Raw genomic sequence first — 23,648 nt, forward strand, 5'->3', positions numbered from 1 at the left:
GCATTAATTACACTTGGATTTTGACAGCTCTGGAGGATCGTTCAACCGATCATATTTACGCTAACTGATCGGCATTACCGCTTCGTAGGCTTTTTTCAATGTAACAGCTGCGCGCTCAGAGGCTTTCGTGGCACCCGCTTTCATCACTTCGTCCATGTAAGCACGATCAGCTCGAATACGCTTATATTCCGCTTGAATCGGCTCTAGCATAGCAACCAAAGCTTCACCAACGTCATTTTTGAATGGACCATACATTTCAACGCCTTGGTATTTCGCTTCAATTTCTGCGTAGCTCATACCTGTTGCTGCTGAATATAAACCCATCAAGTTAGCAATACCGGCTTTGTTCTCGACATCATGAGCGATACGCGGTGGCATCTCAGCATCTGTCTGCGCTTTTTTGATTTTCTTCAAAATCGACTTCGGTTCTTCTAGCAGGGTAATAACATTTTTACGGTTATCATCCGACTTCGACATTTTTTTAGTCGCGTCCTGCAGACTCATTACACGTGCATTCACGGTTGGAATGTAAGGTTCTGGCACTTGGAACAATGGCGCTTCCGGCGTGTAGATATTATTAAAGCGAGTCGCGATATCACGCGCTAGCTCTAAGTGTTGTTTCTGATCGTTACCGACAGGCACTTGATGAGCGCCGTATAGCAAAATATCAGCAGCCATCAGTACTGGGTAACCAAATAAACCCGCGTTTACATCATTCGCGTAACGCGCTGATTTATCCTTAAATTGGGTCATGCGGCTTAACTCACCCATTTGGGTGTAACAATTAAGTAGCCAGCCTAGTTGGGCATGCTCTGGTACATGCGATTGAACAAATAAGGTGCTCTTCTTCGGATCAACGCCAACCGCTAAACAAATAGCCAGCGCATCTAATGTTGCTTCATGAAGGGCTTTGGGGTCTTGACGCACAGTGATTGCATGCAGATCGACAACACAGTACTGACAATCGTAATCATCTTGCATCTGTTCCCACTGACGCAGCGCACCCAGGTAGTTACCAATACTTAATTCGCCAGATGGCTGAACGCCACTTAATACAATGGGTTTACTCATGATGGGATTTCCCTGATTTGCTCATTAACCAAACTAAGCAGCGGCCAAAGTGGCCGCTGAATATATTTCCGATGATCAGCTAGGCTGTTCGTACTAGCTGTCTAGTTTAATCACTTCTGTCAAAAGACTAAAGTGATCCAGCACAATATCGGGTTCACTTGCGCTAATTGGTTGACCATAGTTGTAACCATAAGTCAGCCCAACAACATAACACGATGCCGCCTTAGCCGCCAAAATATCATTGCGTGAATCGCCAACCATCAGCATTTGTGCTGGTGTGAGTTGGTGCTTTTCCAGTAACCAGTTTAATGCAAAAGGATCCGGCTTTTTCAACGGGAAAGTATCACCACCGATCACATCAACAAAGTACTCGCTGATACCATGCTGCTCTAACAAATGCGGTACAAACTGCGCTGGTTTGTTAGTCACAATCGCCATCGGGATACCAGCTTGATGGAAAGCGGCAAGCGTGTCTTTAACTCCGGTATAAAGGGCACTTTTTTGGTGGCCGCCTTCATCATAGAAGCGATCAAACAATTGGCGCGCTTCACGATGAATTGCAGGGTCTAGGCTGGGATCAACCTCGAGACTTTGGCTTAAACAGCGACCAATCAAAATATCAGCGCCATTACCAATCCATGTAGTGACTTGCTCAACCGTCACGCGTTCACGACCAAGCACTTGCATGGTCTTATCGGCGGCCTCTGCTAGATCTGGCACGCTATCAAGCAAAGTGCCATCTAGGTCAAAAGCAATAAAGGTAATGCCTTCTAGATACGTCATCTTAGCGTTCAACTTTCGCTAGTTCAGCACGCATTTCATCAACAACCGCTTTGTAATCCGGTTGACTAAAGATGGCAGAGCCCGCCACGAACATATCGGCACCCGCTTCAGCGATTTCACGAATGTTATCCACTTTCACGCCACCATCAATTTCAAGACGGATATCGTAACCCGACTCATCAATGCGCTTACGCACTTCACGTAGTTTGTCTAGCGTTGCAGGAATGAATGATTGACCACCAAAGCCGGGGTTAACCGACATCAGTAAGATCATGTCGATTTTGTCCATCACATAATCAAGGTGGTGTAATGGTGTTGCTGGGTTAAAGACCACACCAGCCTGACAGCCATTTTCTTTGATCAACTGTAACGTGCGATCAAGGTGCTCGGTCGCTTCCGCATGGAAAGTGATCATGGTTGCACCCGCTTTCGCGAAGTCTGGGATAATGCGATCAACAGGCTTCACCATTAGATGAACGTCGATTGGTGCTGTGATGCCGTAATCACGTAGAGCTTTACAGATTGGTGCGCCAAACGTCAGGTTAGGTACGTAGTGGTTGTCCATTACATCAAAGTGCACCACGTCTGCACCTGCTGCGAGTACCTTCTCTACATCTTCGCCTAGACGCGCAAAGTCTGCCGATAAGATAGATGGTGCGATCAAAAAGTCCTTCATGTTCAGCCTCATTAGAAACACGTTATTGCCGATGGCGATACCGAGAGCGTATGCCACCGAATAAGAGAAATCGGCGCAATTCTACCCGATCACGCAAACGTTGTCCTATATCAATATCTGTTCCATTTCACGCTATGCTCATTGTAGTGGCAGAATAATGATGAGGCTAAAATGGCGGATCAGGAGAAACCATCCATTTATAAGGTATTTACCAGCGCTATCGCAGCGTTATTTGGGGTGCAATCACAAAGCAATCACCAAAGAGACTTTGGGCAATCAAGTCCATGGCCATTTATTATTGCAGGAGTGGTGGCAATTAGTTGTTTTGTCGGAGGGTTATTAGGGGTAACTTGGCTAGTTACCCACTAAAAGGCTGTATCACAGAAAAAATATAACGGTGACTTACTTGGCTTTGAATAACGCCAGTAGCTCATCAACCTTATTGCGCCCACTGCCATTGCGACTAATGGTACGTCTCACTTTTACCACAGATAAATCAGCACCATGGTACAAACGACGCGTCAAAGTGGTGTCATGGTTTGAAATCAACACCGAGATCCCACGCTCATTCGCTGCATTTTCTGCCGCATCGGCAAGCGCTGCTTGATCATCTAAGCTAAAGCCATTACCTGAATACGAAGTAAAATTAGCCGTAGTTGATAATGGTGCATACGGTGGATCGCAGTAAATTACGCTGCCTTTACGGGCACGTGAAAACGTCTGCTGATACCCTTCACACACAAATGTGGCACGCTTGGCTTTTTCAGCAAAGTAGTACATTTCCGCTTCTGGGAAATACGGTTTTTTGTACGAACCAAATGGGACGTTAAAACCACCTTTCTTGTTATAGCGACATAAGCCATTAAAACCATGACGGTTCATATAAAGAAAATACAGTGAACGCAGGTACGGATCTTTGGTTGCATTAAACGCAGCACGGATCTCAAGATAGGCGCCCTTCTGATTATATTCAGGCGTGAAAAATTGACGAACATCTTCGACGTATCGCTCAGGATTTTCTTTGAGAATATTGTACAGGTTGATCAAATCAGGATTGATATCCGCCAGAAGATATTGGTCGAAATCTGTATTCAAAAACACAGAACCGGCACCAACAAAAGGCTCGACCAACTTACGCGCGGGCGGTAAATGGCGCTCGATTTCCTCGACCAGAGAATACTTGCCTCCAGCCCACTTCAGGAATGCACGATGCTTTTTCATTTAGCTAGCCACCACCAATAGCACGAATGTTACGAAAGGTGGCGGATTGTACCCCATTTCATGGGTAAGCTGATACCAATTGGCGGAATTATTTGCCATCACATTAGATTATTTTACGCGGTCTATCTCACGGTGAATTTGGCTGTATGATTTTACCCAAGGTTGACCAGCTTTTACGCTATTTGGCAGGTTTTGCTCAGCACGACGAGCCGCAGCCACTGTATTAAATTCACCCGTTACCACAATAAACCATGGTTCATTGCTACGTCGTGTTTCATAAATACTGGCGATATCATTAATGCCATGTTTCGCAATGAAATTGCGTGCTGCCGATAATGACCTAAGTGCGGCGAGTTGGAGTGCATATTGGCGTGCAGGAACCCGCTTCAATTCATAGCCTAAGGTATTTTCACGCGGTGCCACACTCAGTTGAGCAGAGGCCATCGGCGCATTTGCACTCTCCTCTGGAACAGAAGGAGCAACTGGCGAATTTTCATTGATATGAGTCGATTGAGCGTGCTCCGTTGACAAGCTGTGCACTGCTCTTTCGCCGCTACCACCTTGTGCTTGTTCTGCCAATAAACCATCAACTAATTCAGCAGGTACAACGATACGTTTGCCTTCATCACGACGGCCTACGGTCAACCCGTCTACTTTTACTTCAGGCGGTAACACCGATGGATCATCAAATCTCGCACCGTTACTACTTGGCAAGGTAGCTGATGCGTCACTGACCGAAAGTAAATCAGAGTCCGCCGACAATGCTGCAGAAACATCACGTAACGGTGTTAGCTCCATTGGCACTTCTGTTGACTCAGTAATCAATGGAACAGAAGATGAAGAAGAGGTTTCACTTGGTAAGAACAGCCATACGGCAGCAGCGCCAACAACAACAGCCAACAAAGTCACCAACAAGGCGGGAGATAATTTTCGATTTGAGGTGTTCACCATTCCTTGGTCTTCCTTGTCATTCAAACGGACTAACTCACCAGGCCTAGGTTCTACCAGCTTAGCTTGTTCCTTTAATTGGCGACGAGCGGTTGCATCCAGGCCAGAGGTTGTGAACATCACTTCCACAAACATCTGTACTTCTGCTTCGCTAAAGTCACCGATTTCTAATTCTAATGGTGTTTGCCCTTGGCCGTGTGACACTTGGCTTAAATACTTATTTAGCCGTCCCGTTTGGCTAAAAAGCAACACATTGATTTGCCAATGAGGCATCGTCTGCGCCTTCACTACTAAGGCCCACAATTCGGCAATCATGGTTGGGCTCAGTAGATGGGCATCATCTATCACCAATAGCAATTGTACTTTATCTCCCCCTAACATCCGATCGATGCTTTGCAGCAATGGATCTTGCTCATTGAACAATGGGGACGGTACAAGTTGGTTAAGAATAAACGTGCGATGCTGAGCATCAGATTGGCTTGGGTGGCATAAAAGCAACGCTTGTTTGCTATCTTTTGCCCATGTTTCGAGGTAACACTGCGCTAACCATGTTTTACCTGAACCTTCACGACCAGATACTTGGATAAGATTAGAGCTAAAGCGCGTTAAGAATTGGAGGCGAGACAAAAGTTGGATTTGACTATCCAAATCCAAACTTTTCAAAGTTAGGTCACTGACCATACTCAGCCGCCACGCTAACCATTAATAACATCACGTAGCGTAGATTCCGTCACATCAGTAACCACTTCAGCACTACCAATAGCAGTAGGTAGTACTAACCGAAGTTGGCCAGACAATACTTTTTTATCACGCATCATGTGCTTAATAAAACAGTCGTAATCCATCGATTCAGGAATATGAGTAGGTAGTTGAGCGCGTTGCAATAACGCGGTAATGCGGGCAACGTCGTCACTAGACATCAGCCCTTGACGCTGCGCTGTATGTGCCGCAAGTACGGTACCCGTAGACACGGCCTCACCATGCAACCAATTACCGTAGCCCATTTCGGCTTCGATGGCATGGCCAAAGGTGTGACCTAAATTAAGCAGTGCGCGCACACCCGATTCTTTTTCATCGGCAGCCACAACATCCGCTTTGATCTGACAACAACGCGCAATCGCATAGCAAAGCGCTTTGTTATCGAGTGCCTGAAGTTTTTCTATATTATCTTCAAGCCATACGAAGAAATCATAATCTGCAATAATGCCGTATTTGATCACTTCAGCCATACCCGCTGCAAATTCACGAGCCGGTAAGGTCTGTAAACAATAATTATCAATCACAACCGCTTTTGGTTGATAAAACGCACCGATCATGTTTTTACCAAGCGGGTGATTGACAGCGGTTTTCCCCCCTACCGAGGAGTCTACCTGTGACAACAAAGTTGTCGGTACTTGCACAAAATCGACGCCGCGCTGATAGCTCGCAGCAGCAAAGCCGACCACATCACCAATCACTCCACCGCCTAATGCCACAATCACAACATCACGCCCATAATTGCCTTCGAGCAAGAACGACATGATTTGATTGAAGGTTTCTAATGTTTTGTACTGCTCACCATCAGGTAAAGACAGTAGTGCAACATCACATTCAAGCGATGCTAACGTTGCAATCACTTGATCAGCGTATAAGGGAGCAACGGTTTCGTTACTCACAACAACAACACGCTGACCACTTTTGATTGCAGACGAAAACAACGCCGGGTTATTAAATAACTCGGCGCCGATAGAGATTGGGTAACTTCTGTCACCAAGATTAACGTTGATCCGTTCCATGGTCAGCTTCTCTGCAAGTAATTAACGCTCTTCAAGCATTTTGATGATCTGATTAGCCACAACTTTTGCGCTTTGATCATCAGTGCGTACGACGTAGTCTGAGACTTCTTCGTACAATGGATTACGTTCTTCAGCTAACGCTTCCAATACTTCACGTGGAGCATCAGTTTGTAGCAATGGACGCTTCTTGTCGCGTTGTGTACGCGCCAATTGTTTCTCGATGGTGGTTTCCAAATACACCACGATGCCACGAGCAGATAGGCGATTGCGGTTTTCTTTGCTCATTACAGAGCCACCGCCAGTCGCAAGTACAATACCTTGCTCTTGAGTCAAATCGTCAATGACGCCTTCTTCGCGAATGCGGAACCCGCCTTCACCTTCAACATCAAAAACCCAACTAATGTCAGCCCCTGTACGTTCTTCGATAACTGTATCGGAGTCTAAAAACTCCATATGCAGTTGCTGTGCAAGGTGTCTACCAATAGTGCTTTTGCCGGCACCCATTGGGCCGACCAGGAAAATATTTCGTTTTTCAGCCATTTTTAGCAATTTTACGCGCGGTTAATAAAACGACACCGCCCGCAGGCTTTATTCAAATAAGCCCGAGGCGCCAACTTCCTCACATGTAATTCGTGATAAGACCGAAAATTATCTCAGGACTCACCGCCACTTGGCAATAGCTAGAGCCCCTCAATTAGCAAGATTACTGAAAAACAATCTTCGGAGTGACAAAAATCAACAGCTCACGCTTGTCTAAGTCTTCTTTTGTACGGCGAAATAGCGCCCCAAGAAAAGGAATATCCCCTAAAAGTGGCACTTGTTCGACTTTGGTCGACAACGCATGCTGATAAATACCACCTAAAACTAAGGTTTCGCCATTATTCACTAACACTTGAGTACCAATTCGCTGAGTATCGATAGCAACGGCTTCACCTGTACCTGTTTTCACCGTTTTACCGACTTTATCCTGCGTGACTACCAAATCCAGTACTAACTTATTATCCGGCGTAATTTGTGGGGTCACCATTAGGCTCAAAACCGCTTTTTTGAAGCTAACCGTCACCGCACCACTGGACGACCCTTCAAGATATGGGATCTCAGTACCTTGTTCGATATACGCTGTTTTCTTATTTGTCGTCACTAAGCGAGGGCTTGAGATAATCTCAGCTTTTTCTTCAGACTGCAGTGCAGACAGTTCTAAATCTAGCAATATATCACCCATTTTTGCCACCTGAAATGCAATACTTGATGCACCAGCGGTGGTTGCACCTAGGTTTACATTCAAGAAATCATCCACTGTCGCTTTACGATCTAACAAACCTGAGTTGTGCAAATTGCTTTCTACTGAGCCACCAATAGTGGTATCGCCATTGTTGCTGATCACCCCCCAGCGAACACCCAACTCTTCCAAATCCCCTTCGCTCACGGTGACGATTCGAGCTTCAATTTGGACCTGTTTAACTGGAATATCCAAGGCACTCAAAATATCTTTTATACTTTCAATGCTCTCAGGAAGATCCTTTATGATTAGTGAGTTAGTGCGTTCATCCACATGTAAAGAGCCACGAGCAGAAAGCATGCTAACACCGTCTTCATCCCCTAGTAATAAACTGGCTAAGTCGATGGCTTTAGCGTATTTCACTTGAATCAGCTCAGAACGTAATGCGGCTAATTCTTCCGATTTACGCTTCGCCGCTAGCGCTTGTTGTTCATGACCATCAAGTTCCACTTTCGGCGCTACGAGTAGTACTTTGCCATTAACACGCTTGTCTAAACCTTTTGACTGTAAAATAATGTCGAGCACTTGCGGCCACGGCACATCATCAAGGCGTAATGTCACATTACCTTCAACGGTATCCGAAACAACCAAGTTAAAATCGTTGTAATCCGCAATCAATTGCAAAACATTACGCACAGGTACATCTTGGAAGTTAATTGATATCGGTTTGCCTTTGTAAGTAATACTTTCTGGATCTGCTTCACTTGCTTTTGGCTTAGCCGTCACAATCACGTCAAGCTGATTACCTTTGGTTGTATAGTCATAATCAAAACGGTCTGACATCGTCAGTAATAACTTGACGCCTTTCTCACTTCGAAAAGTTTCTACGGTTTTCACCGCAGTAGCAAAGTCATTAACATCAAGTACATACAGCATATCATCATTGATTGTGGCATCGACCACCTCGACATAAAGCTGTAAACCAGACTGACGGATATCAATCAATGATTGCGCTTTATCTAATTGAACGCTGAGAATACCTTGTCCTGTTTCACTACGATGGAAATCAAGTTCTGCAATTTGATTACTTGCATACGCCCAACGGGGAAACATTAATAGCAACATCAGCCAAGCAACCCCATATAGCAGCACAGAGAACCGCTTTTCAGTCACTAACTTTGTGAACATCCTTCTCATTTCAACATTTCCCTTAAAATACAGGTGTATCTTCAGCTTTGAGTGCCAGTTGCGTTTCACGCTTCAACCAACATCCTTTACCGTCCGATAAGATTTCTTCAATATCAATAAACTGTGGAGTGACTTTAAGCACCCGACCATGATTAAGGCCGAGGTATTGTCCCTCTCGAATTTTGACTAACTTTGACTCAGGGGTATAAATAAGTGCCCACCGTTGTTTGCCGCCATCCATCACACCTTTAATCGCTAACTGATCAAGCGGGAAACGCTCCAATGATTGCGGGTGACGGGTATTATCTGGTTGCCAGCAATCTTTGCCTTGCGCTTCTTGACCATCAATTTTTTCAGGCTGGGGCTGTACAAAAGGGAGTCGGTCACTGGTCATCACGAAATCATCAGCAACAAAATAATAAGGCTCAGGCAGTGGATCTACGTGGATTTTGGCATGGGTGTGAGCATCACTGACAAATTGATCAATCGAGTCTGTATTCGCGCGACAACCAACTAATAACAGGATCATCGAAATATAGAGCCATCCTTTCTTCATTATGGTCGCTCCTCTGTACCTGTTTCTGTCGGCGGCTTAAAGCGATAGGTACTCGCTGATACTCTCAATGACAAGATTTGTTCATCAGGCGTCAACGACACCACGGATAAATCAATATCTTTCAAGGTCACAATCCGAGATAACTTAGCGACCGATGACGCAAAGCGCCCCATCTGTTGATAGTTACCCGTGACTTCCATATTTATGGGCAGCTCGTAATACCATTGGTCTTCACGTGTGGGCGCCCATTCAATGCGTTGAAAATCTAAGCCATTACGCACACCAACATCATTAACTCCCGCTAAAAAGCTTGCGAGCTCATCTTCTTCAGGTAACTGCTTAATCACTTGTTGATAGCGCCGATTCAATTCTTCAACTTGCGCCTGCATCTTAGGTAACGCGGCAACCTGTGCGGCGCGGTTACTGATTTTGGTTCGTAATTCAATTTCAGTTTGCTTGAGTTGCTCTAACTCATCATTGAGTGGCTGTTGCCAATACCAATGACCACTACCAGAGAGCAAAGCAACAATCAAGACCAGCACCACGCATTGCGGGCCAAAGGGCCACTCTAAAATTTCATCAAGTTCGAGGTCTTGCCACTGGCTCATTGCGTTCTCCTGACGAGCTGCTCTGCGGGGCGCGTGTCTGCTTGCTTCATCGCGCCACGCTCTAGCATCGAAAATGAAGCATTAAACCGTGTAAGGTTCTGCTGCGAATCCCCTTTTGTCGCAACGATGGAATGCATAGCGACTTCATTTAGCCATACCGTTTTTTCAATATTGCCCAGCAGGGTGGCTAATCGCCCATTTGAATCACCGAATCCATGCAAATCCACCGTATGCTCGTTCAGCACGAGTGACTCCAAATACACCCCTTGCGGAATTAATCCTGGTAATACGCTGAATAAACGCGTCACTCGATTTCGCTCTCGCTGGATCTCGGCAATCACATGTAAGCGTTTATTCAGCGCATCTCGTTGGCGATCTAACTCAGGTAAAATAGCTAGGCGGTGTTCAAGCACCGCAATTTCTTGATGCAACGTTTGATTACGTGCTTGTTGGATGTCTTGCTGCTCAAGGAAATACTGTGCAACACCAATCTGCACAAAAAGGACCAATAGCAACGCGCCACCAATCCCACTGAGAAACCGTTTTTTATGCTGCAGCTTTTGCTGTTCGCGCCAAGGTAATAAGTTAATTTGTTTAATCATCGTAAGGCTCCTCGAAGGGCTAATCCTGTCGCGACACCAAACTGGCAATATTGACGGTGCGGCTCAAGCGCTAGCTTGTTATTCACCGAAAAACGCTGAAAGGGATTAAGCCAACGAATATCAAGATCCAAGATGCGCTCTAATACTTCTTCCAATACCAAGTCCTGACACCCGCCACACACCCACAATCCTGTGAGCGGGAAACGAGGATGGGTTGAATGATAAAGCTGGATCTGACGGCGAAGCTGATCCGCCAGTTGCTGGGTAAAGCGCTCGGCTTCACTCGTATCCGTTGAAGAAAACACCTGCATGTTATCGTCTGGGTAACGTGTCGAAGATCCCGCGTCTACTAACGATGAACCTAATGGCATTTCACGATGAAATGCCATGTTATCAGGTGGATCAACACAGAATTCGGTGTGATGTTTTCCGATGTCAATCACCCCATACACCCCCTCTAATCGCTCAGCTTCACTGTAATGCTTCGCTAGCCACAACAAAGCGTGGGTTTGTAATTCCATGATTTTGGTTTTCATTCCCGCCTTAGTCAAAACCGCCACGCGACTGTCGATAGTCTCTTTGCGTGACGCAAACACTTGATAAGGTAAAGTGGCCAATGCCGGTGCCATTGAGGTGCTATCAAGAGGGAAGAAATCTAACCGCAGATCGTCAATCGGGAAAGGAGAGGAGGAACCAATTGCTTGCATTACCGCAAACTCGAGTTCATCGTTATTTAAGTTGGTGTCTAGCTGAATAATTTTGCTAATGACTGCGCTATCTGGCAGCCCCAATGCGACTTGTCTCGCAGTGCGTGGTAATTGCTTTTTGATTTGACGAATCGCTGACAACAAGTGCTCTGCGTTCACGCTATGCTGCTCGTTAATCACCAGAGGTGGCAACACAACCTCGGTAAAGGCTGCCAGCTCGACACCTTCTTTTTTCTGAGCTAGTGCCACCGCTTTGACACTATGATGCCCAATATCAATACCAACGCTGAAAGGGTTATGAAACATACCGTGCTATGCTCCTGATAGTGAAAAAGCAAATAAATTCAAATAACACCATTGATGGCATTAATTTTCATGAAGTTATCTTTATACTATTGGTTGTAAGATATTGAACGGTCGAATGATGGCGTAACGGGAAATCTCAAGTGAAGTTCATAAAGCGATTACTAATACTTGCATTAATTTGCATAATTCTTGGAGTCGGTACAATTTTCGGTTTTTATTTTTATGTAAAACCGGAATTACCTGATGTAGCTACATTAAAGAATGTCGAACTACAAACCCCGATGCAGGTGTTTAGTGCAGATGGTCAGCTGATCTCGCAATTTGGTGAAAAGCGTCGAATCCCTCTGCAGTTAAAAGATATTCCACCACAAATGCTCAATGCATTTATCGCAACAGAAGACAGTCGTTATTACGACCACCCCGGGATTGATCCCATCGGTATTGCCCGAGCAGCATTTGTTGTTGTCACTTCAGGGTCGGCAAAGCAAGGGGCCAGCACCATAACTCAACAGCTTGCGCGTAACTTCTTCCTCACTAATGAGAAGAAGATCATGCGGAAGATTAAAGAGATTTTCATTGCTATTCACATTGAGCAATTACTGACGAAAGATGAAATTCTTGAGCTTTATTTAAACAAGATTTACCTCGGTTACCGTGCATACGGTGTCGGCGCTGCCGCACAAGTGTATTTTGGTAAAGAAGTAAACCAACTAACATTGAGTGAAATTGCGGTCATTGCGGGTCTGCCAAAAGCACCATCCACCATGAACCCTATTTATTCGTTAGACCGCTCAACCCACCGTCGCAATGTAGTGTTGCGTCGTATGCTTGATGAACGCTATATCAGCCAACCAGAATTCGACCAAGCACGCTCAGAGCCGATTGTGGCGCGCTATCATGGTGCTGAAATTGCGTTAAGTGCACCGTATTTTGCTGAACGTGCACGCGCATGGATGGTAGAACGCTACGGTGAAGATGCGTATACCTCTGGCATGCGTATTTACACCACAGTGAACGCCAACCTACAGCGAGCGGCTCAACAAGCGACGATTGAGAATTTATTAAACTACGATCAACGCCATGGTTACCGTGGTGCTGTTGCCTCTCTGTGGAAAAGCAATGCGCCAGCATGGGATAGCAAAAAAATCAAATCGCACCTTGCTAAGCAACCAAGTTACGGAGAACTTCGCGCGGCGGTGATTACTTCGGTGAGTGACAAAACCGCCCAAGCGATGATCAGTAAAGGTGAAACCATCACGCTTGAGTGGGACGGTATGAAATGGGCTCGCCCATTCAAAACAGATACTCGCCAAGGGGCGACACCGAAAAAAGCAGGCGATATTTTAAGTGCGGGCCAACAAATATGGGTACAGCAGAAAGAAGACAAATGGGTACTAAGCCAAGTCCCAGATGCCAATACCGCTTTCATTGCCGTATCACCACAAAATGGTGCAGTACAGGCCATGGTTGGTGGCTTTAACTTTATTCACAGTAAATTTAACCGTGCGACTCAATCAGTTCGTCAAGTAGGCTCAAGCATCAAACCTTTCATTTATTCAGCAGCACTGGATAACGGTATGACGCTAGCAACCTTAGTGAACGATGCGCCAATTAATCGCTGGGATGAAAGCCAAGGCACTGCATGGCGTCCGAAGAATTCACCACCAACATACAATGGCCCTACCCGCTTGCGCCTAGGTTTAGCACAATCGAAAAACGTCATGGCTGTGCGTGTATTGCGCAGTGTTGGTCTAGACGAATCAATCAGCTACTTAACGCGCTTTGGCTTTAAACGCGAAGAAATCCCGCGTGCTGAAGCTATCGCACTGGGTGCTGGTAGTTTAACGCCGCTTGAAATGGCACAAGGTTTCTCGGTGTTTGCTAACGGCGGCTACTATGTTGAACCCTATTTCATTGAACGTGTTGAAGACCCTTATGGCAACTTGGTATACCAAGCAAACCCAAGCGTTGTCTGTAACAGTGAATGCCAGCAGCAAAATGGCCAAAAGGCACAAACCAATAGCTCAATCGTAAATGATATTACGATCAGTGAAGAGTCATTAGGCACAGGTAGCGATACCCTACCTCACGATCAACAGCCGACTCACTATGCTCCGCAAGTGATCTCTGAGCAAAATGCTTTCCTCGTTCGTGAAATGATGGAAAGTAACATTTGGGGTGGCGGCAGTTGGAAGCACGGTAGTGGCTGGAATGGTACAGGTTGGCGTGGTCAGGTATTAAAACGTCGTGATATTGGTGGTAAAACCGGTACGACCAATGGATCTAAAGATGCTTGGTACTCAGGTTTTGGTCCAAATATTGTTGCGACAGCTTGGGTTGGTTTTGATGATCACAGACGTGAACTGGGTAAATCATCATGGAATAACAACCTAGGTAAAGAGCAAATTTCTGGCGGTGAAGCTGGCGCAAAAACAGCGCAACCAGCTTGGGTCAACTTCATGAAAGTGGCACTCCAAGATATACCGCAACAACGTAAGCAAGTACCCGCCGATATTGTCCGCGTTCGTATTGATCGAGATTCAGGCTTGTTGACTCAAAAAACGGATTACACCTCCATGTTTGAGTATTTCAAACGGGGCACTGAACCGAAAGAATATGTTTCGCAAAGCAGTGCGGGCAGTGTATTTGAGTCTAGCGGTGAAGAAGAGTTGTTCTAAATCATTCGCTTCAAAACCCTATAAAAAGAGCGCCTGAGGCGCTCTTTTTTTTGCTGGGATTTCCAATGCAGACTACTCACAGCCTCTACGCTAACACCATGTTTACGCTTGCAACAAAGTAGTCATGTGCGTATTGATTGATTGGGCAATCTTTTCATAACGGCCTCGTAATGGAGATCCCGGGCGATAAGCCAAAGTGATTAAACGAGTCGGTTCAGGTTCATTAAGCTTAATGTAGCTCACGCCATCGCGTATCGCTTCTTTCGGCGTCGCCAGTTTTGGCAATAGCGTGATCCCACTACCCGCTGCCACCATATTTCGCAAGGTTTCTAAACTGGTCGCTTTAAAACTGCCGTCTTCATTCGCCCCTGCCGCGAAACAAAATCCCATCGCCTGATCACGTAAACAATGCCCATCACCTAGCATTAGCAAGGTTTCACCGTTTAACGCCAACATCGAGAGCTCCGGTTTTTTAGCCCAATCATGTTGCTCAGGTACAGCCAGTACCATTGGCTCATTATAGAGCGGTAACTCCATGAAAGCTTCAGTCTCTTTGACTGCAGCCAAAATAATGCAATCGAGTTTCCCCGTTTCTAGCTGTTCGACTAATTGATGGGTTTGCGCTTCATGCAAGAACAGCTCAAGTTGCGGGAACGCGTCTTTCAGTAGTGGGATAACTTTAGGCAATAAATACGGCCCAACCGTTGGGATAAACCCTACGTGCAGTGGCCCCGCCATGCTATCCCCTTGCTGGCTGGCTAATTCACTCAGAATCTTCACTTCCAGCAAGACCTTCTGGGCTTGCTCAACTAACTTTAGACCCGCATCGGTAAAGAGCACTCTGCGACTAGTGCGCTCAAGTAACGACACCCCCAGCTCGTCTTCAAGTTTTCGAATTTGGGCACTTAAGGTTGGCTGACTAACAAAACACGCCTCTGCCGCTTTACGAAAATGGAGATGTTCCGACAGCGCAACCAAGTACTCCAAATCACGAATATTCATAAAGCCACCTTAGCTCACAATTTGATAGATAAAAACTATCGAAACTATAGCTTCAAACAGTTAGAACTATCAAGCCAAGAAACACATAATAGCTACATCAACAGGGAACAAGATTAAGAAGCTTCCGGTTGAAAGAGACAACCAACAACGAATAATGTTTTTAAATTAAGGAATTTATTATGTTCGCATCAAAAGAAGGCCAAGCTATTCCACAAGTTACTTTCCCAACTCGCCAAGGCGACCAATGGGTTAACGTAACGACTGAAGAGCTATTCGCAAACAAAACTGTAATTGTATTCAGCCTACCAGGCGCATTCACACCAACATGTTCTTCTAGCCACCTTCCACGTTACAACGAGCTAGCATCAGTATTCGCTGAAAACGGCGTTGACGACATTCTTTGTGTATCAGTTAACGACACATTTGTTATGAACGCATGGAAAGCAGACCAAGAAGCAGAAAACATTACTTTCATTCCTGATGGCAATGGTGACTTCACTGACGGCATGGGCATGCTAGTTGACAAAAACGACCTAGGTTTTGGTAAGCGTTCATGGCGTTACAGCATGCTAGTGAAAAATGGTGTGGTTGAGAAAATGTTCATCGAAAACGACGAACCAGGCGACCCGTTCAAAGTTTCTGATGCAGATACCATGCTTAACCACATCGCACCAGAACACAAAGAACAAGAATCTATCACTGTATTCACTAAGCCGGGCTGTCCATTCTGCATGAAAGCAAAACAAAGCCTGATTGACAGTGGCCTACAGTACGAAGAAGTGGTTCTAGGTAAAGATGCAACAACGGTAAGCCTACGTGCAATTACTGGTCGCACAACAGTGCCACAAGTCTTCATCGGTGGTCAGCACATCGGTGGTAGCGAAGAACTAGAAATCTTCCTAAACAAGTAAGCCTGCAAAAAAACTGATAACAAAAGGTGGGGCCTAGCCCCACCAACCGTGTGGATGTGGAGAGAAACAATGAAAACGTTAAATGTAGATGTAGCTGTGATCGGTGGTGGTACAGCAGGTTTAGGCGCTTACCGTGCAGCAAAAGCACATACTGATAGCGTTGTGATGATTGAAGGCGGTCCTTACGGTACAACTTGTGCTCGTGTTGGTTGTATGCCCTCTAAGCTGTTAATTGCAGCAGCGGAAAGTGTTCACCACATTGAAAAAGCACCGGCTTTTGGTGTCCACCCACAAGGCGAAATTGTTATCAACGGCCGCGAAGTGATGGACCGAGTGAAACGCGAACGCGATCGCTTCGTTGGCTTTGTTTTAGAAGGTGTTGATGAAATCCCTGCCGAAGATAAAATCTCAGGCTACGCAACCTTCTTAAATGACAACACCCTACAAGTTGATGACCATACCGTTATCAACGCAGCACGTATCGTGATTGCGACAGGTTCTCGTCCTGCCTACCCAGGCGTTTGGAACGAGCTAGGCGATCGCTTAATTATTAACGATGATGTGTTCAACTGGGATGATTTACCAAAATCAGTGGCCGTATTTGGCCCAGGCGTTATCGGCCTTGAGCTAGGTCAATCACTGCATCGCTTAGGCGTGGAAACCAAACTGTTTGGTTTAGGTGGTCAAGTGGGTCCTGTAACTGATCCTGAAGTTATGGCTTACGCCGACAAAGCATTCAACGAAGAATTTTACCTTGATGCTGACGTTAAAGTCGAAAGCATGAAGCGCATTACCTCTGACGACCAAGACATGGTTGAAATTCAGTTCATCAATAAACAAGGTGAGTTTGAAACCATCAAGGTTGAATACGTACTGGCTGCAACAGGTCGACGCCCTAATACCGATAAGCTTGGATTAGAAAATACCTCACTAGAATTAGATGAGCGTGGCGTACCAACTGCAGACCACTACACACTACAAACATCGCTGCCAAGCATCTTTATTGCTGGCGATGCAAGTAACCAATTACCACTACTTCACGAAGCTGCTGACCAAGCGCGTATCGCTGGTGACAACGCAGGCCGCTTCCCTGAAATCCGTGCTGGCCTTCGCCGCTCGAAAATTTCAGCAGTCTTCTCTGACCCGCAAATTGCGATGGTTGGTGAGTCATACAAAGAAATCACCACTCGTTTAGGCACATGTGGCTGTTTCGCAACGGGTGAAGTGTCATTTGAAAACCAAGGCCGTTCACGAGTCATGCTGCGAAACAAAGGTATTTTGCATGTATATGGTGAACAAGGCACAGGTCGCTTCTTGGGTGCTGAAATGATGGGGCCTAATGCAGAACACTTAGCGCACCTATTAGCATGGGCACACCAAAACAAGATGACGGTTTCAGAAATGCTGGATATGCCTTTCTACCACCCTGTAATCGAAGAAGGTGTTCGTACTGCGCTGCGTGACCTCAATGCGAAGCTGCACCTAGGTCCTGAAATGATTAAACACTGCCTAGACTGTGGTCCTGGTTGTTAATACTGACCTATTAGGTATTAACCCGAGAGAAAACGTAAAACAGAATACGCATATAAATACGGTTGCTATTCGCCAATAGCAATTAACAACGATAACTTGCACTACTAGGTTCACTCTCCACCGAACCGACCCCTACACTTTGCCCTCACTTGTGAGGGCTTTTTTCTGCCTGCCATTATTGTAGCCTTTGCTGGTCATAGCGACTCGCGCTACACTAACCGCCTCCCTTTCTCTGGGCTTTCCCGAGGTATTAAAATGGCCTGCTCAACTTGCCGAGACAGCCGTAATCGCTTCAAGCAAAAACTCGGCCGCTGCCACCAATGCATGTGGCAACTCACGCTATTGAGCATATTGAGTTGGACTGTTTGGGCCTACCGTTATCTGGTTCACCCCACGTCGGTGGAATCTATTACCCTTATTTTTGCCGCGAGCAGTTTTAGTCTATTGCTACTAGCACATCTCGTGGTTGCCCTAAAATTAAAGCTCAACAACAAAAAAACCTGACGCACGCATCAGGTTTTAGCTTTTCATCTACCGATTGTGGAATGAGGCGTTAGATTAAGCCACGTTCACCGCAGGGATCTGTTGCTCATTGTCTAATCGTACTTCTAATGCCACTTCATCACAGGCATGAACCCGTGGACAACGATCGCAATCTTTCATCACTTTTTCTGGTAATAAAGACTTAGACGTTGGTACAAAAGCTTGCTTCATAAAGAACTCAGGCACGCGCGTCAGCACAAATACACGCTTAATCGCCATTTGGGACGCTTTCTCTATCAAGTGATCAACAATCGCTTTCCCTTGCCCTTGATTCTGCCAGCCCGCTTCAATACCGAGCGACCGAATTTCTGCCAAGCCAGAGTCATAGACATACAAAGAAGCACAACCTGTGACCACACCATGGTGCTCAGTTACCGCAAACGAACCAATATCACGGACCAATTCATTGCGCTTACGTGGTAAGTTTTCGCCTAGTCCCGACCAATATGACACCATGCCTTCGATAGCATCGAGATCAGTCAATCTTGCGCCACGTACTTTTACACTCGGTGAATAACGCTTCTCTAGCCGCTTTTCGGCTTGACCAATCGCATAATCAACCTGATTCGGTGCCACGCCGCCTAAGGCGCAACGTTTATCGAGGCAAGAATCTATGGTTAAGATGGGATAAACATCATCTTCAATCACAGATGAAAATTGCTTCATTTCAACCAATGACAACTCTTCCAATGCGCAGCCTTTTTCAATCGCCGCCACTACAGCGACACCAACAATATGGTGTGCTTCACGGAATGGGATACCTTTTGCCACCAAGTAATCGGCCAGCTCAGTAGCATTGGAATAGCCTTGCATTGCCGCTTCTAAGGTACGGTCTTTATTGACTTGAATCCCATCAAAGCACAGCGCGGCCATTTCCATGCAGTCATGCCAGCTATCAAGTGCATCAAACAAGCCTTCTTTATCTTCTTGCATGTCTTTGTTGTACGCCAACGGCAAGGCTTTTACTGTCATCATCATGCCAGCCATCGCCCCATAAACGCGGCCGCACTTACCACGAATAAGCTCTAGTGCATCGGGGTTTTTCTTCTGGGGCATCAAGGATGAACCTGAAGTCACGGTATCAGCGAGTTCAATGAAGTTCGACTCACCCGAGTTATAAAAGATTAAATCTTCTGCCATTCTAGACAGATGCAACATTGAGATAGAAGCCGTTGAAAGCAGTTCCATAACATGGTCACGATCAGACACGGAATCCAAGCTGTTACGCGTCGCACGATGAAAACCTAAGCTATGTGCCAGTACTTCACGATCAATCGGGTATGCGGTCCCCGCTAATGCCCCCGAACCAAGCGGACAAGTATCTAATCTTGCAAGCGCATCGTTTAAGCGCGAGTAATCACGTTCAAACATTTCGACATACGCTAAACACCAATGAGCAAAAGTCACAGGTTGAGCACGTTGCAAGTGGGTATAACCCGGTAATACCGTGGCCTGATGTTCTCGTGCCACCATGACCATTTGGTTTTGTAGCTTGTCGAGCATTAAGAGCAGTTGTTGTCCTTGTTGACGACACCACAACTTCAGATCGGTCGCGACCTGATCATTACGTGAACGGCCGGTATGTAGCTTCTTACCTAAGTCGCCCACTTTGCTGATCAGTTGCTGTTCAACCCAGCTGTGAATATCTTCAGCGTCAGAACGCAAAATTTGTTCAGGGTTTTCCATCACCGCCAGTTTTAGTTCATTGAGCGCTAACTCCAGCTTTTGCTGTTCAGCATCCGTGATCACATCTACTTGGCGCAATGCTTTCGACCATGCAATAGAACCAACGATATCTTGCTCCGCTAAGCGGTAGTCAAAACGTAGGGAATCGTTAAATTCTTTAAACCGTGTGTCAGCTGCCTGACTAAAACGTCCACCCCATAATGCCATGGTCTTTCTCCTGTCCTGTACTGCTCGACTTGCTCAATGCTTAACTGGCTTACTCGGCTTTCACTTCTGTACTCGCACAGAAATAAAAGCCGATACCATAATGATTATTATTTTTTCTGACTGTTTAGTGCACGGATACGACTCGCTAGCGAGTAAAGACGAATAAAGCCGCCCGCATGACTGTGATCGTAAACTTCATCTTCACCAAAGGTTGCAAACTCTTCTGAGTACAAGCTGTTGAGTGAACGCTTCTGCACTACGGTAGCTTGACCTTTATAAAGCTTCACGACTACTTCACCGCTCACATCTTGAGCAAGTTCCTCTGCCGCCGCCAAAATAGATTTACACAATGGCGTGAACCAACGGCCGTCGTAAATAAGGTGTGAAGCTTTAAGGCCAATGCTCTCACGGAACTCGTAAGACTCTTTATCCAGTACCAGTTGTTCAACCGCACGTAGCGCTTCGTTCATGATGGTGCCACCCGGTGTTTCGTAACAACCACGAGACTTAATGCCTACCAAACGGTTTTCAACGATATCAATACGCCCAACACCGTGCTCCGCCCCTTTTTCATTTAAATACGTCAGCGCATTAAAAGGTGTCATGGCTTCGCCATCAACGGCAACGATTTCGCCTTTATCAACTAAAATCGATACCGTTTCAGCTTTTTCAGGAGCATCTTCTGGATCTTTGGTCCATACCCAACACAGGTCGTTAGGCTGATTCCATGTATTTTCTAATACTCCGCCTTCAGTCGAAATGTGCCATGCATTAGCATCACGCGAGTAGATTTTTTCAAGCGATGCCGAACACGGAATATTACGCTCATCAAGGTAATCAAGCAGGGCTTCACGGCTACGCAGATCCCACTCACGCCAAGGGGCTATTACAGTTAGTTGCGGCGCCAATGCCGCATAAGCACCTTCGAAACGTACTTGATCATTACCTTTGCCAGTACAACCGTGACACACCGCATCTGCGCCAACTTCGAGTGCGCACTCAACCTGTGCCTTGGCAATAATAGGACGCGCCATTGATGTGCCCAGCAGGTACTTACCTTCGTAAATTGCACCTGTTTTTAAACTTGGGTAAATGTACGCTTCAACCATTTCTTCCTTCAGATCGGCGATGTAGCAAGACGACGCGCCTGAAGCGATGGCTTTCTCTTCGATGCCTTCTAGCTCAACGTCACCTTGGCCAACATCGGCCACGAATGCCACAACTTCACAGTCATAGTTTTCTTTCAACCAAGGAATGATTGCCGATGTATCTAGACCGCCCGAATACGCTAAAACTACTTTCGTTACCTTGCTCATAATGCTCTCCTGCTTGCCCTTTCGGCGGTCTCACCGCACTGGCTTTTATATAATCAATGTTTTATCGAATAGTGGATATAAAGCGGAGTTCCGCTCTACACCGAAAATTTAGTGCCTATGCTCTTGCCATCAAATAACTCAGCCAATTTTTCAGGGTAACGCCATGTCGCTACTTCTATTGGGCGGCCTAAGGCTTTGGCGGCTTCAAACGCCGCACGGACTTTAACGACCATGCCATCAGTGATCACCGCTTGTTGAATCAAGGCTTCCGACTGCGTTTCTGTCAGTGTTGGAATTAAGTGGCCCTTGCCATCAAGTACGCCACTCACGTCCGATAACAACACCAATTCCGCATCGAGTGCCGCCGCAACAGCCACCGCCGCTTGATCGGCATTGACGTTCATCATCTCCCCTTCGGTGGTAAGTCCGATGGAGCTAATAATCGGCAAACAGCCTGCCGCCATAATCTGACTCACTAAAGCACCATTACCAGGCGCTGCTTTCCCGACAGCTCCTAACTCAGGATCAAGCTCGGTAACATGGCATAAACCACCATCAGCAAGGCACAAGCCCACCGTATTGACTCCGGATTTAATCGCATGACCTTGCAACATCTTGTTTGCCGTTCCCGCAAGTGCCCCGACAATCAATGGAATTTGCGTTGACGGTGTCACACGTAAACCTTCTTTTTTCACCGTTTCCAATTGAAGTTTGGCTAAAAGTTCATCAACTAAATAACCGCCACCATGTACTAACAGCAAGGGACGTGGAGATTTCGCCTGATATTGATTAATAGCCGCAAACAATTTATTCAACGTTTCATGGCAAGAAAGTACTGCTCCGCCAAGTTTTATTACCAAAGGTACGTTATTCATGGTGACGCCTCCTTATATCAAGCCAGATAATGGCGAAAATTTATTACGAATATTTATGCACTGAACAGCTTGTGACGATGCGCCCTTCAACAAATTGTCAATCGCTGAGGTTAAAACAATGTGACTACCTTGTACCTGCCACCCAATATCACAAAAGCAGGTATTCACCACGCTATCAAGGCTGGCCGTTTTGTTTTCAAGTAGACGAACTGCAGGTTGATTGGCATAGGCTTTGGTCAACACAGCAGCGATATCATCGGCTGACACCCCTGCCGTTAATTTGGCTGTAATGGTGGCGAGAATGCCACGCTTAAAGTTACCTAGATGCGGTGTAAAGATAACGTCACAGCCAAGATGCGTTGCAATTTCAGGCTGATGGCGATGATTGAAAATACCGTAGGCCTGCAGACTCACTTCGCAAAAACTATTGGTCATGGATGCTTTACGGCCAGCACCAGAGACACCACTGACGGCATTGATGACAGGCCATTGATCGGCATCTAATAAGTTGGCTTCTATTAGCGGTTTTAGCGCCAATTGCGATGCTGTTGGATAACAGCCTGGCACCGCAATAAGTTGGGCATCTGCAATCGCTTTTGCATTCCACTCAGCCAAACCATAAACAGCGAGTTCCAACCAATTTTTATGTTGATGTTCAAAGCCATAGAAGTCGGTATAGAAGCTATCACTTGCCACACGAAAGGCCCCTGACAAATCAAAAACCTGACACCCTTTTGCCAGGAAAATGGGGGCTAAATCGTGACTCACTTGATGAGCGGTTGCCAGTAACACCACATCCGCTTGTTGAGCGACAGCTTGAGGATCAATAAGTGGTAATAGAGGTAAATCAACAATCCCTTTCAACTGACCATGCAATTCACTGATAGCGGTATGACTATCAGTACTTTGCGCTGATACGTGCAGACCAGCCAGCTTTAAAGATGGGTGATTATGGACAATTTTAGCGAGTTCCGCTCCGGTATAGCCGCTAGCACCGATAATGTGGGTGTTCAACATAATGTAAATCCATTTTACGCTTTGTTTGGAGTTTCAATCTGAATAGTCAGAGAGAGTGCTGGCTGAGAATAGCCAAAATATGGGGGTGCAGCAGAGGCACCAAGCGATGAGACTTAGCGTCGTCGGGGGGAGTATGTATCTAGAAGGTTCGCTTGGTTCATGTTAACAACTTCCTACTTAATGCGGTTTCTTTCAGTCTTCCTAACCAAAAGATTAAAAT

The 23,648-nt window shown here is 46.0% G+C and carries 22 protein-coding genes; 5 read left to right on the forward strand and 17 right to left on the reverse strand.

Annotation, left to right across the window (positions count from 1 at the left end):
* Positions 1-60: 60 nt before the first annotated feature.
* The 3 genes from trpS to rpe all read right to left on the reverse strand — a co-directional run bounded on the left by trpS (position 61) and on the right by rpe (position 2,530).
* A complete protein-coding gene (gene trpS, locus ASV53_RS12080) occupies positions 61-1,071 on the reverse strand; it encodes a tryptophan--tRNA ligase (RefSeq protein WP_094957257.1) in 1,011 nt (336 codons plus the stop codon).
* A gap of 93 nt (positions 1,072-1,164) precedes the next feature.
* A complete protein-coding gene (locus ASV53_RS12085) occupies positions 1,165-1,854 on the reverse strand; it encodes a phosphoglycolate phosphatase (RefSeq protein ID WP_094957258.1) in 690 nt (229 codons plus the stop codon).
* Position 1,855: 1 nt separating this feature from the next.
* Positions 1,856-2,530: a ribulose-phosphate 3-epimerase gene (gene rpe, locus ASV53_RS12090; protein WP_062688391.1), complete on the reverse strand. Its 675-nt coding sequence runs from the start codon at positions 2,528-2,530 to the stop codon at positions 1,856-1,858.
* 171 nt (positions 2,531-2,701) lie between these two features.
* Between rpe and ASV53_RS12095 the strand changes: the two genes are divergently transcribed.
* Positions 2,702-2,899: a DUF2970 domain-containing protein gene (locus ASV53_RS12095; RefSeq protein WP_094957259.1), complete on the forward strand. Its 198-nt coding sequence runs from the start codon at positions 2,702-2,704 to the stop codon at positions 2,897-2,899.
* Positions 2,900-2,932: 33 nt separating this feature from the next.
* On the opposite strand, the gene ASV53_RS12100 is transcribed toward ASV53_RS12095, so the two are convergent.
* From ASV53_RS12100 to pilM, 9 genes are all read right to left on the reverse strand, one after another.
* Positions 2,933-3,751 (reverse strand): Dam family site-specific DNA-(adenine-N6)-methyltransferase, encoded by an 819-nt coding sequence (locus ASV53_RS12100; RefSeq protein WP_062688387.1) that lies wholly within the window; start codon positions 3,749-3,751, stop codon positions 2,933-2,935.
* Between the two features lie 108 nt (positions 3,752-3,859).
* Positions 3,860-5,347 (reverse strand): SPOR domain-containing protein, encoded by a 1,488-nt coding sequence (locus ASV53_RS12105; RefSeq protein ID WP_239928788.1) that lies wholly within the window; start codon positions 5,345-5,347, stop codon positions 3,860-3,862.
* A gap of 47 nt (positions 5,348-5,394) precedes the next feature.
* On the reverse strand, positions 5,395-6,474 hold the full coding sequence (aroB, locus tag ASV53_RS12110; protein ID WP_094957261.1) for a 3-dehydroquinate synthase: 1,080 nt from the start codon (positions 6,472-6,474) through the stop codon (positions 5,395-5,397).
* 21 nt (positions 6,475-6,495) lie between these two features.
* On the reverse strand, positions 6,496-7,014 hold the full coding sequence (gene aroK, locus ASV53_RS12115; protein WP_062688382.1) for a shikimate kinase AroK: 519 nt from the start codon (positions 7,012-7,014) through the stop codon (positions 6,496-6,498).
* Between the two features lie 163 nt (positions 7,015-7,177).
* The gene (locus ASV53_RS12120; protein ID WP_083540809.1) at positions 7,178-8,890 is read right to left on the reverse strand and encodes a type IV pilus secretin PilQ; all 1,713 of its coding nucleotides are present in this window, start codon (positions 8,888-8,890) and stop codon (positions 7,178-7,180) included.
* Between the two features lie 13 nt (positions 8,891-8,903).
* The gene (locus tag ASV53_RS12125) at positions 8,904-9,437 is read right to left on the reverse strand and encodes a pilus assembly protein PilP (RefSeq protein WP_062688381.1); all 534 of its coding nucleotides are present in this window, start codon (positions 9,435-9,437) and stop codon (positions 8,904-8,906) included.
* Positions 9,437-10,045, reverse strand: coding sequence for a type IV pilus inner membrane component PilO (locus ASV53_RS12130; RefSeq protein ID WP_094957263.1), 609 nt, complete (start codon positions 10,043-10,045; stop codon positions 9,437-9,439). The genes ASV53_RS12125 and ASV53_RS12130 overlap by 1 nt, the downstream gene beginning before the upstream one ends.
* Positions 10,042-10,647 carry a PilN domain-containing protein gene (locus ASV53_RS12135; RefSeq protein ID WP_094957264.1) on the reverse strand — a complete coding sequence of 202 codons (606 nt, stop codon included), beginning with the start codon at positions 10,645-10,647 and terminating at the stop codon, positions 10,042-10,044. The genes ASV53_RS12130 and ASV53_RS12135 overlap by 4 nt, the downstream gene beginning before the upstream one ends.
* Positions 10,644-11,660: a type IV pilus biogenesis protein PilM gene (pilM, locus tag ASV53_RS12140; RefSeq protein ID WP_094957265.1), complete on the reverse strand. Its 1,017-nt coding sequence runs from the start codon at positions 11,658-11,660 to the stop codon at positions 10,644-10,646. Before pilM ends, ASV53_RS12135 begins: the two co-directional genes overlap by 4 nt.
* Before the next feature lie 140 nt (positions 11,661-11,800).
* Between pilM and ASV53_RS12145 the strand changes: the two genes are divergently transcribed.
* Positions 11,801-14,338, forward strand: coding sequence for a penicillin-binding protein 1A (locus ASV53_RS12145; protein ID WP_094957266.1), 2,538 nt, complete (start codon positions 11,801-11,803; stop codon positions 14,336-14,338).
* 102 nt (positions 14,339-14,440) lie between these two features.
* On the opposite strand, the gene oxyR is transcribed toward ASV53_RS12145, so the two are convergent.
* A complete protein-coding gene (gene oxyR, locus ASV53_RS12150) occupies positions 14,441-15,340 on the reverse strand; it encodes a DNA-binding transcriptional regulator OxyR (protein ID WP_094957267.1) in 900 nt (299 codons plus the stop codon).
* 179 nt (positions 15,341-15,519) lie between these two features.
* Between oxyR and ASV53_RS12155 the strand changes: the two genes are divergently transcribed.
* The 3 genes from ASV53_RS12155 to ASV53_RS12165 all read left to right on the forward strand — a co-directional run bounded on the left by ASV53_RS12155 (position 15,520) and on the right by ASV53_RS12165 (position 18,288).
* The gene (locus ASV53_RS12155; RefSeq protein WP_062688371.1) at positions 15,520-16,251 is read left to right on the forward strand and encodes a glutathione peroxidase; all 732 of its coding nucleotides are present in this window, start codon (positions 15,520-15,522) and stop codon (positions 16,249-16,251) included.
* Positions 16,252-16,320: 69 nt separating this feature from the next.
* A complete protein-coding gene (locus ASV53_RS12160; protein WP_094957268.1) occupies positions 16,321-17,784 on the forward strand; it encodes a dihydrolipoyl dehydrogenase in 1,464 nt (487 codons plus the stop codon).
* 255 nt (positions 17,785-18,039) lie between these two features.
* Positions 18,040-18,288 (forward strand): DUF3624 domain-containing protein, encoded by a 249-nt coding sequence (locus ASV53_RS12165; RefSeq protein WP_083540808.1) that lies wholly within the window; start codon positions 18,040-18,042, stop codon positions 18,286-18,288.
* A 54-nt stretch (positions 18,289-18,342) separates the two neighbouring features.
* Here ASV53_RS12165 and argH read toward each other — a convergent pair whose 3' ends face one another.
* The 4 genes from argH to argC all read right to left on the reverse strand — a co-directional run bounded on the left by argH (position 18,343) and on the right by argC (position 23,428).
* Positions 18,343-20,220 (reverse strand): argininosuccinate lyase, encoded by a 1,878-nt coding sequence (argH, locus tag ASV53_RS12170; RefSeq protein WP_094957269.1) that lies wholly within the window; start codon positions 20,218-20,220, stop codon positions 18,343-18,345.
* 107 nt (positions 20,221-20,327) lie between these two features.
* Complete coding sequence (locus ASV53_RS12175) at positions 20,328-21,536, reverse strand: argininosuccinate synthase (RefSeq protein ID WP_062688365.1); 1,209 nt, start codon at positions 21,534-21,536, stop codon at positions 20,328-20,330.
* A 95-nt stretch (positions 21,537-21,631) separates the two neighbouring features.
* Positions 21,632-22,411, reverse strand: a complete 780-nt coding sequence (argB, locus tag ASV53_RS12180) for an acetylglutamate kinase (protein WP_094957270.1) — start codon at positions 22,409-22,411, stop codon at positions 21,632-21,634.
* Positions 22,412-22,423: 12 nt separating this feature from the next.
* Positions 22,424-23,428: an N-acetyl-gamma-glutamyl-phosphate reductase gene (argC, locus tag ASV53_RS12185; RefSeq protein WP_094957271.1), complete on the reverse strand. Its 1,005-nt coding sequence runs from the start codon at positions 23,426-23,428 to the stop codon at positions 22,424-22,426.
* Between the last annotated feature and the right edge of the window lie 220 nt (positions 23,429-23,648).

It is taken from the genome of Photobacterium sanguinicancri (genome assembly GCF_002265265.1).
In the GTDB taxonomy this organism is placed as follows: domain Bacteria; phylum Pseudomonadota; class Gammaproteobacteria; order Enterobacterales; family Vibrionaceae; genus Photobacterium; species Photobacterium sanguinicancri.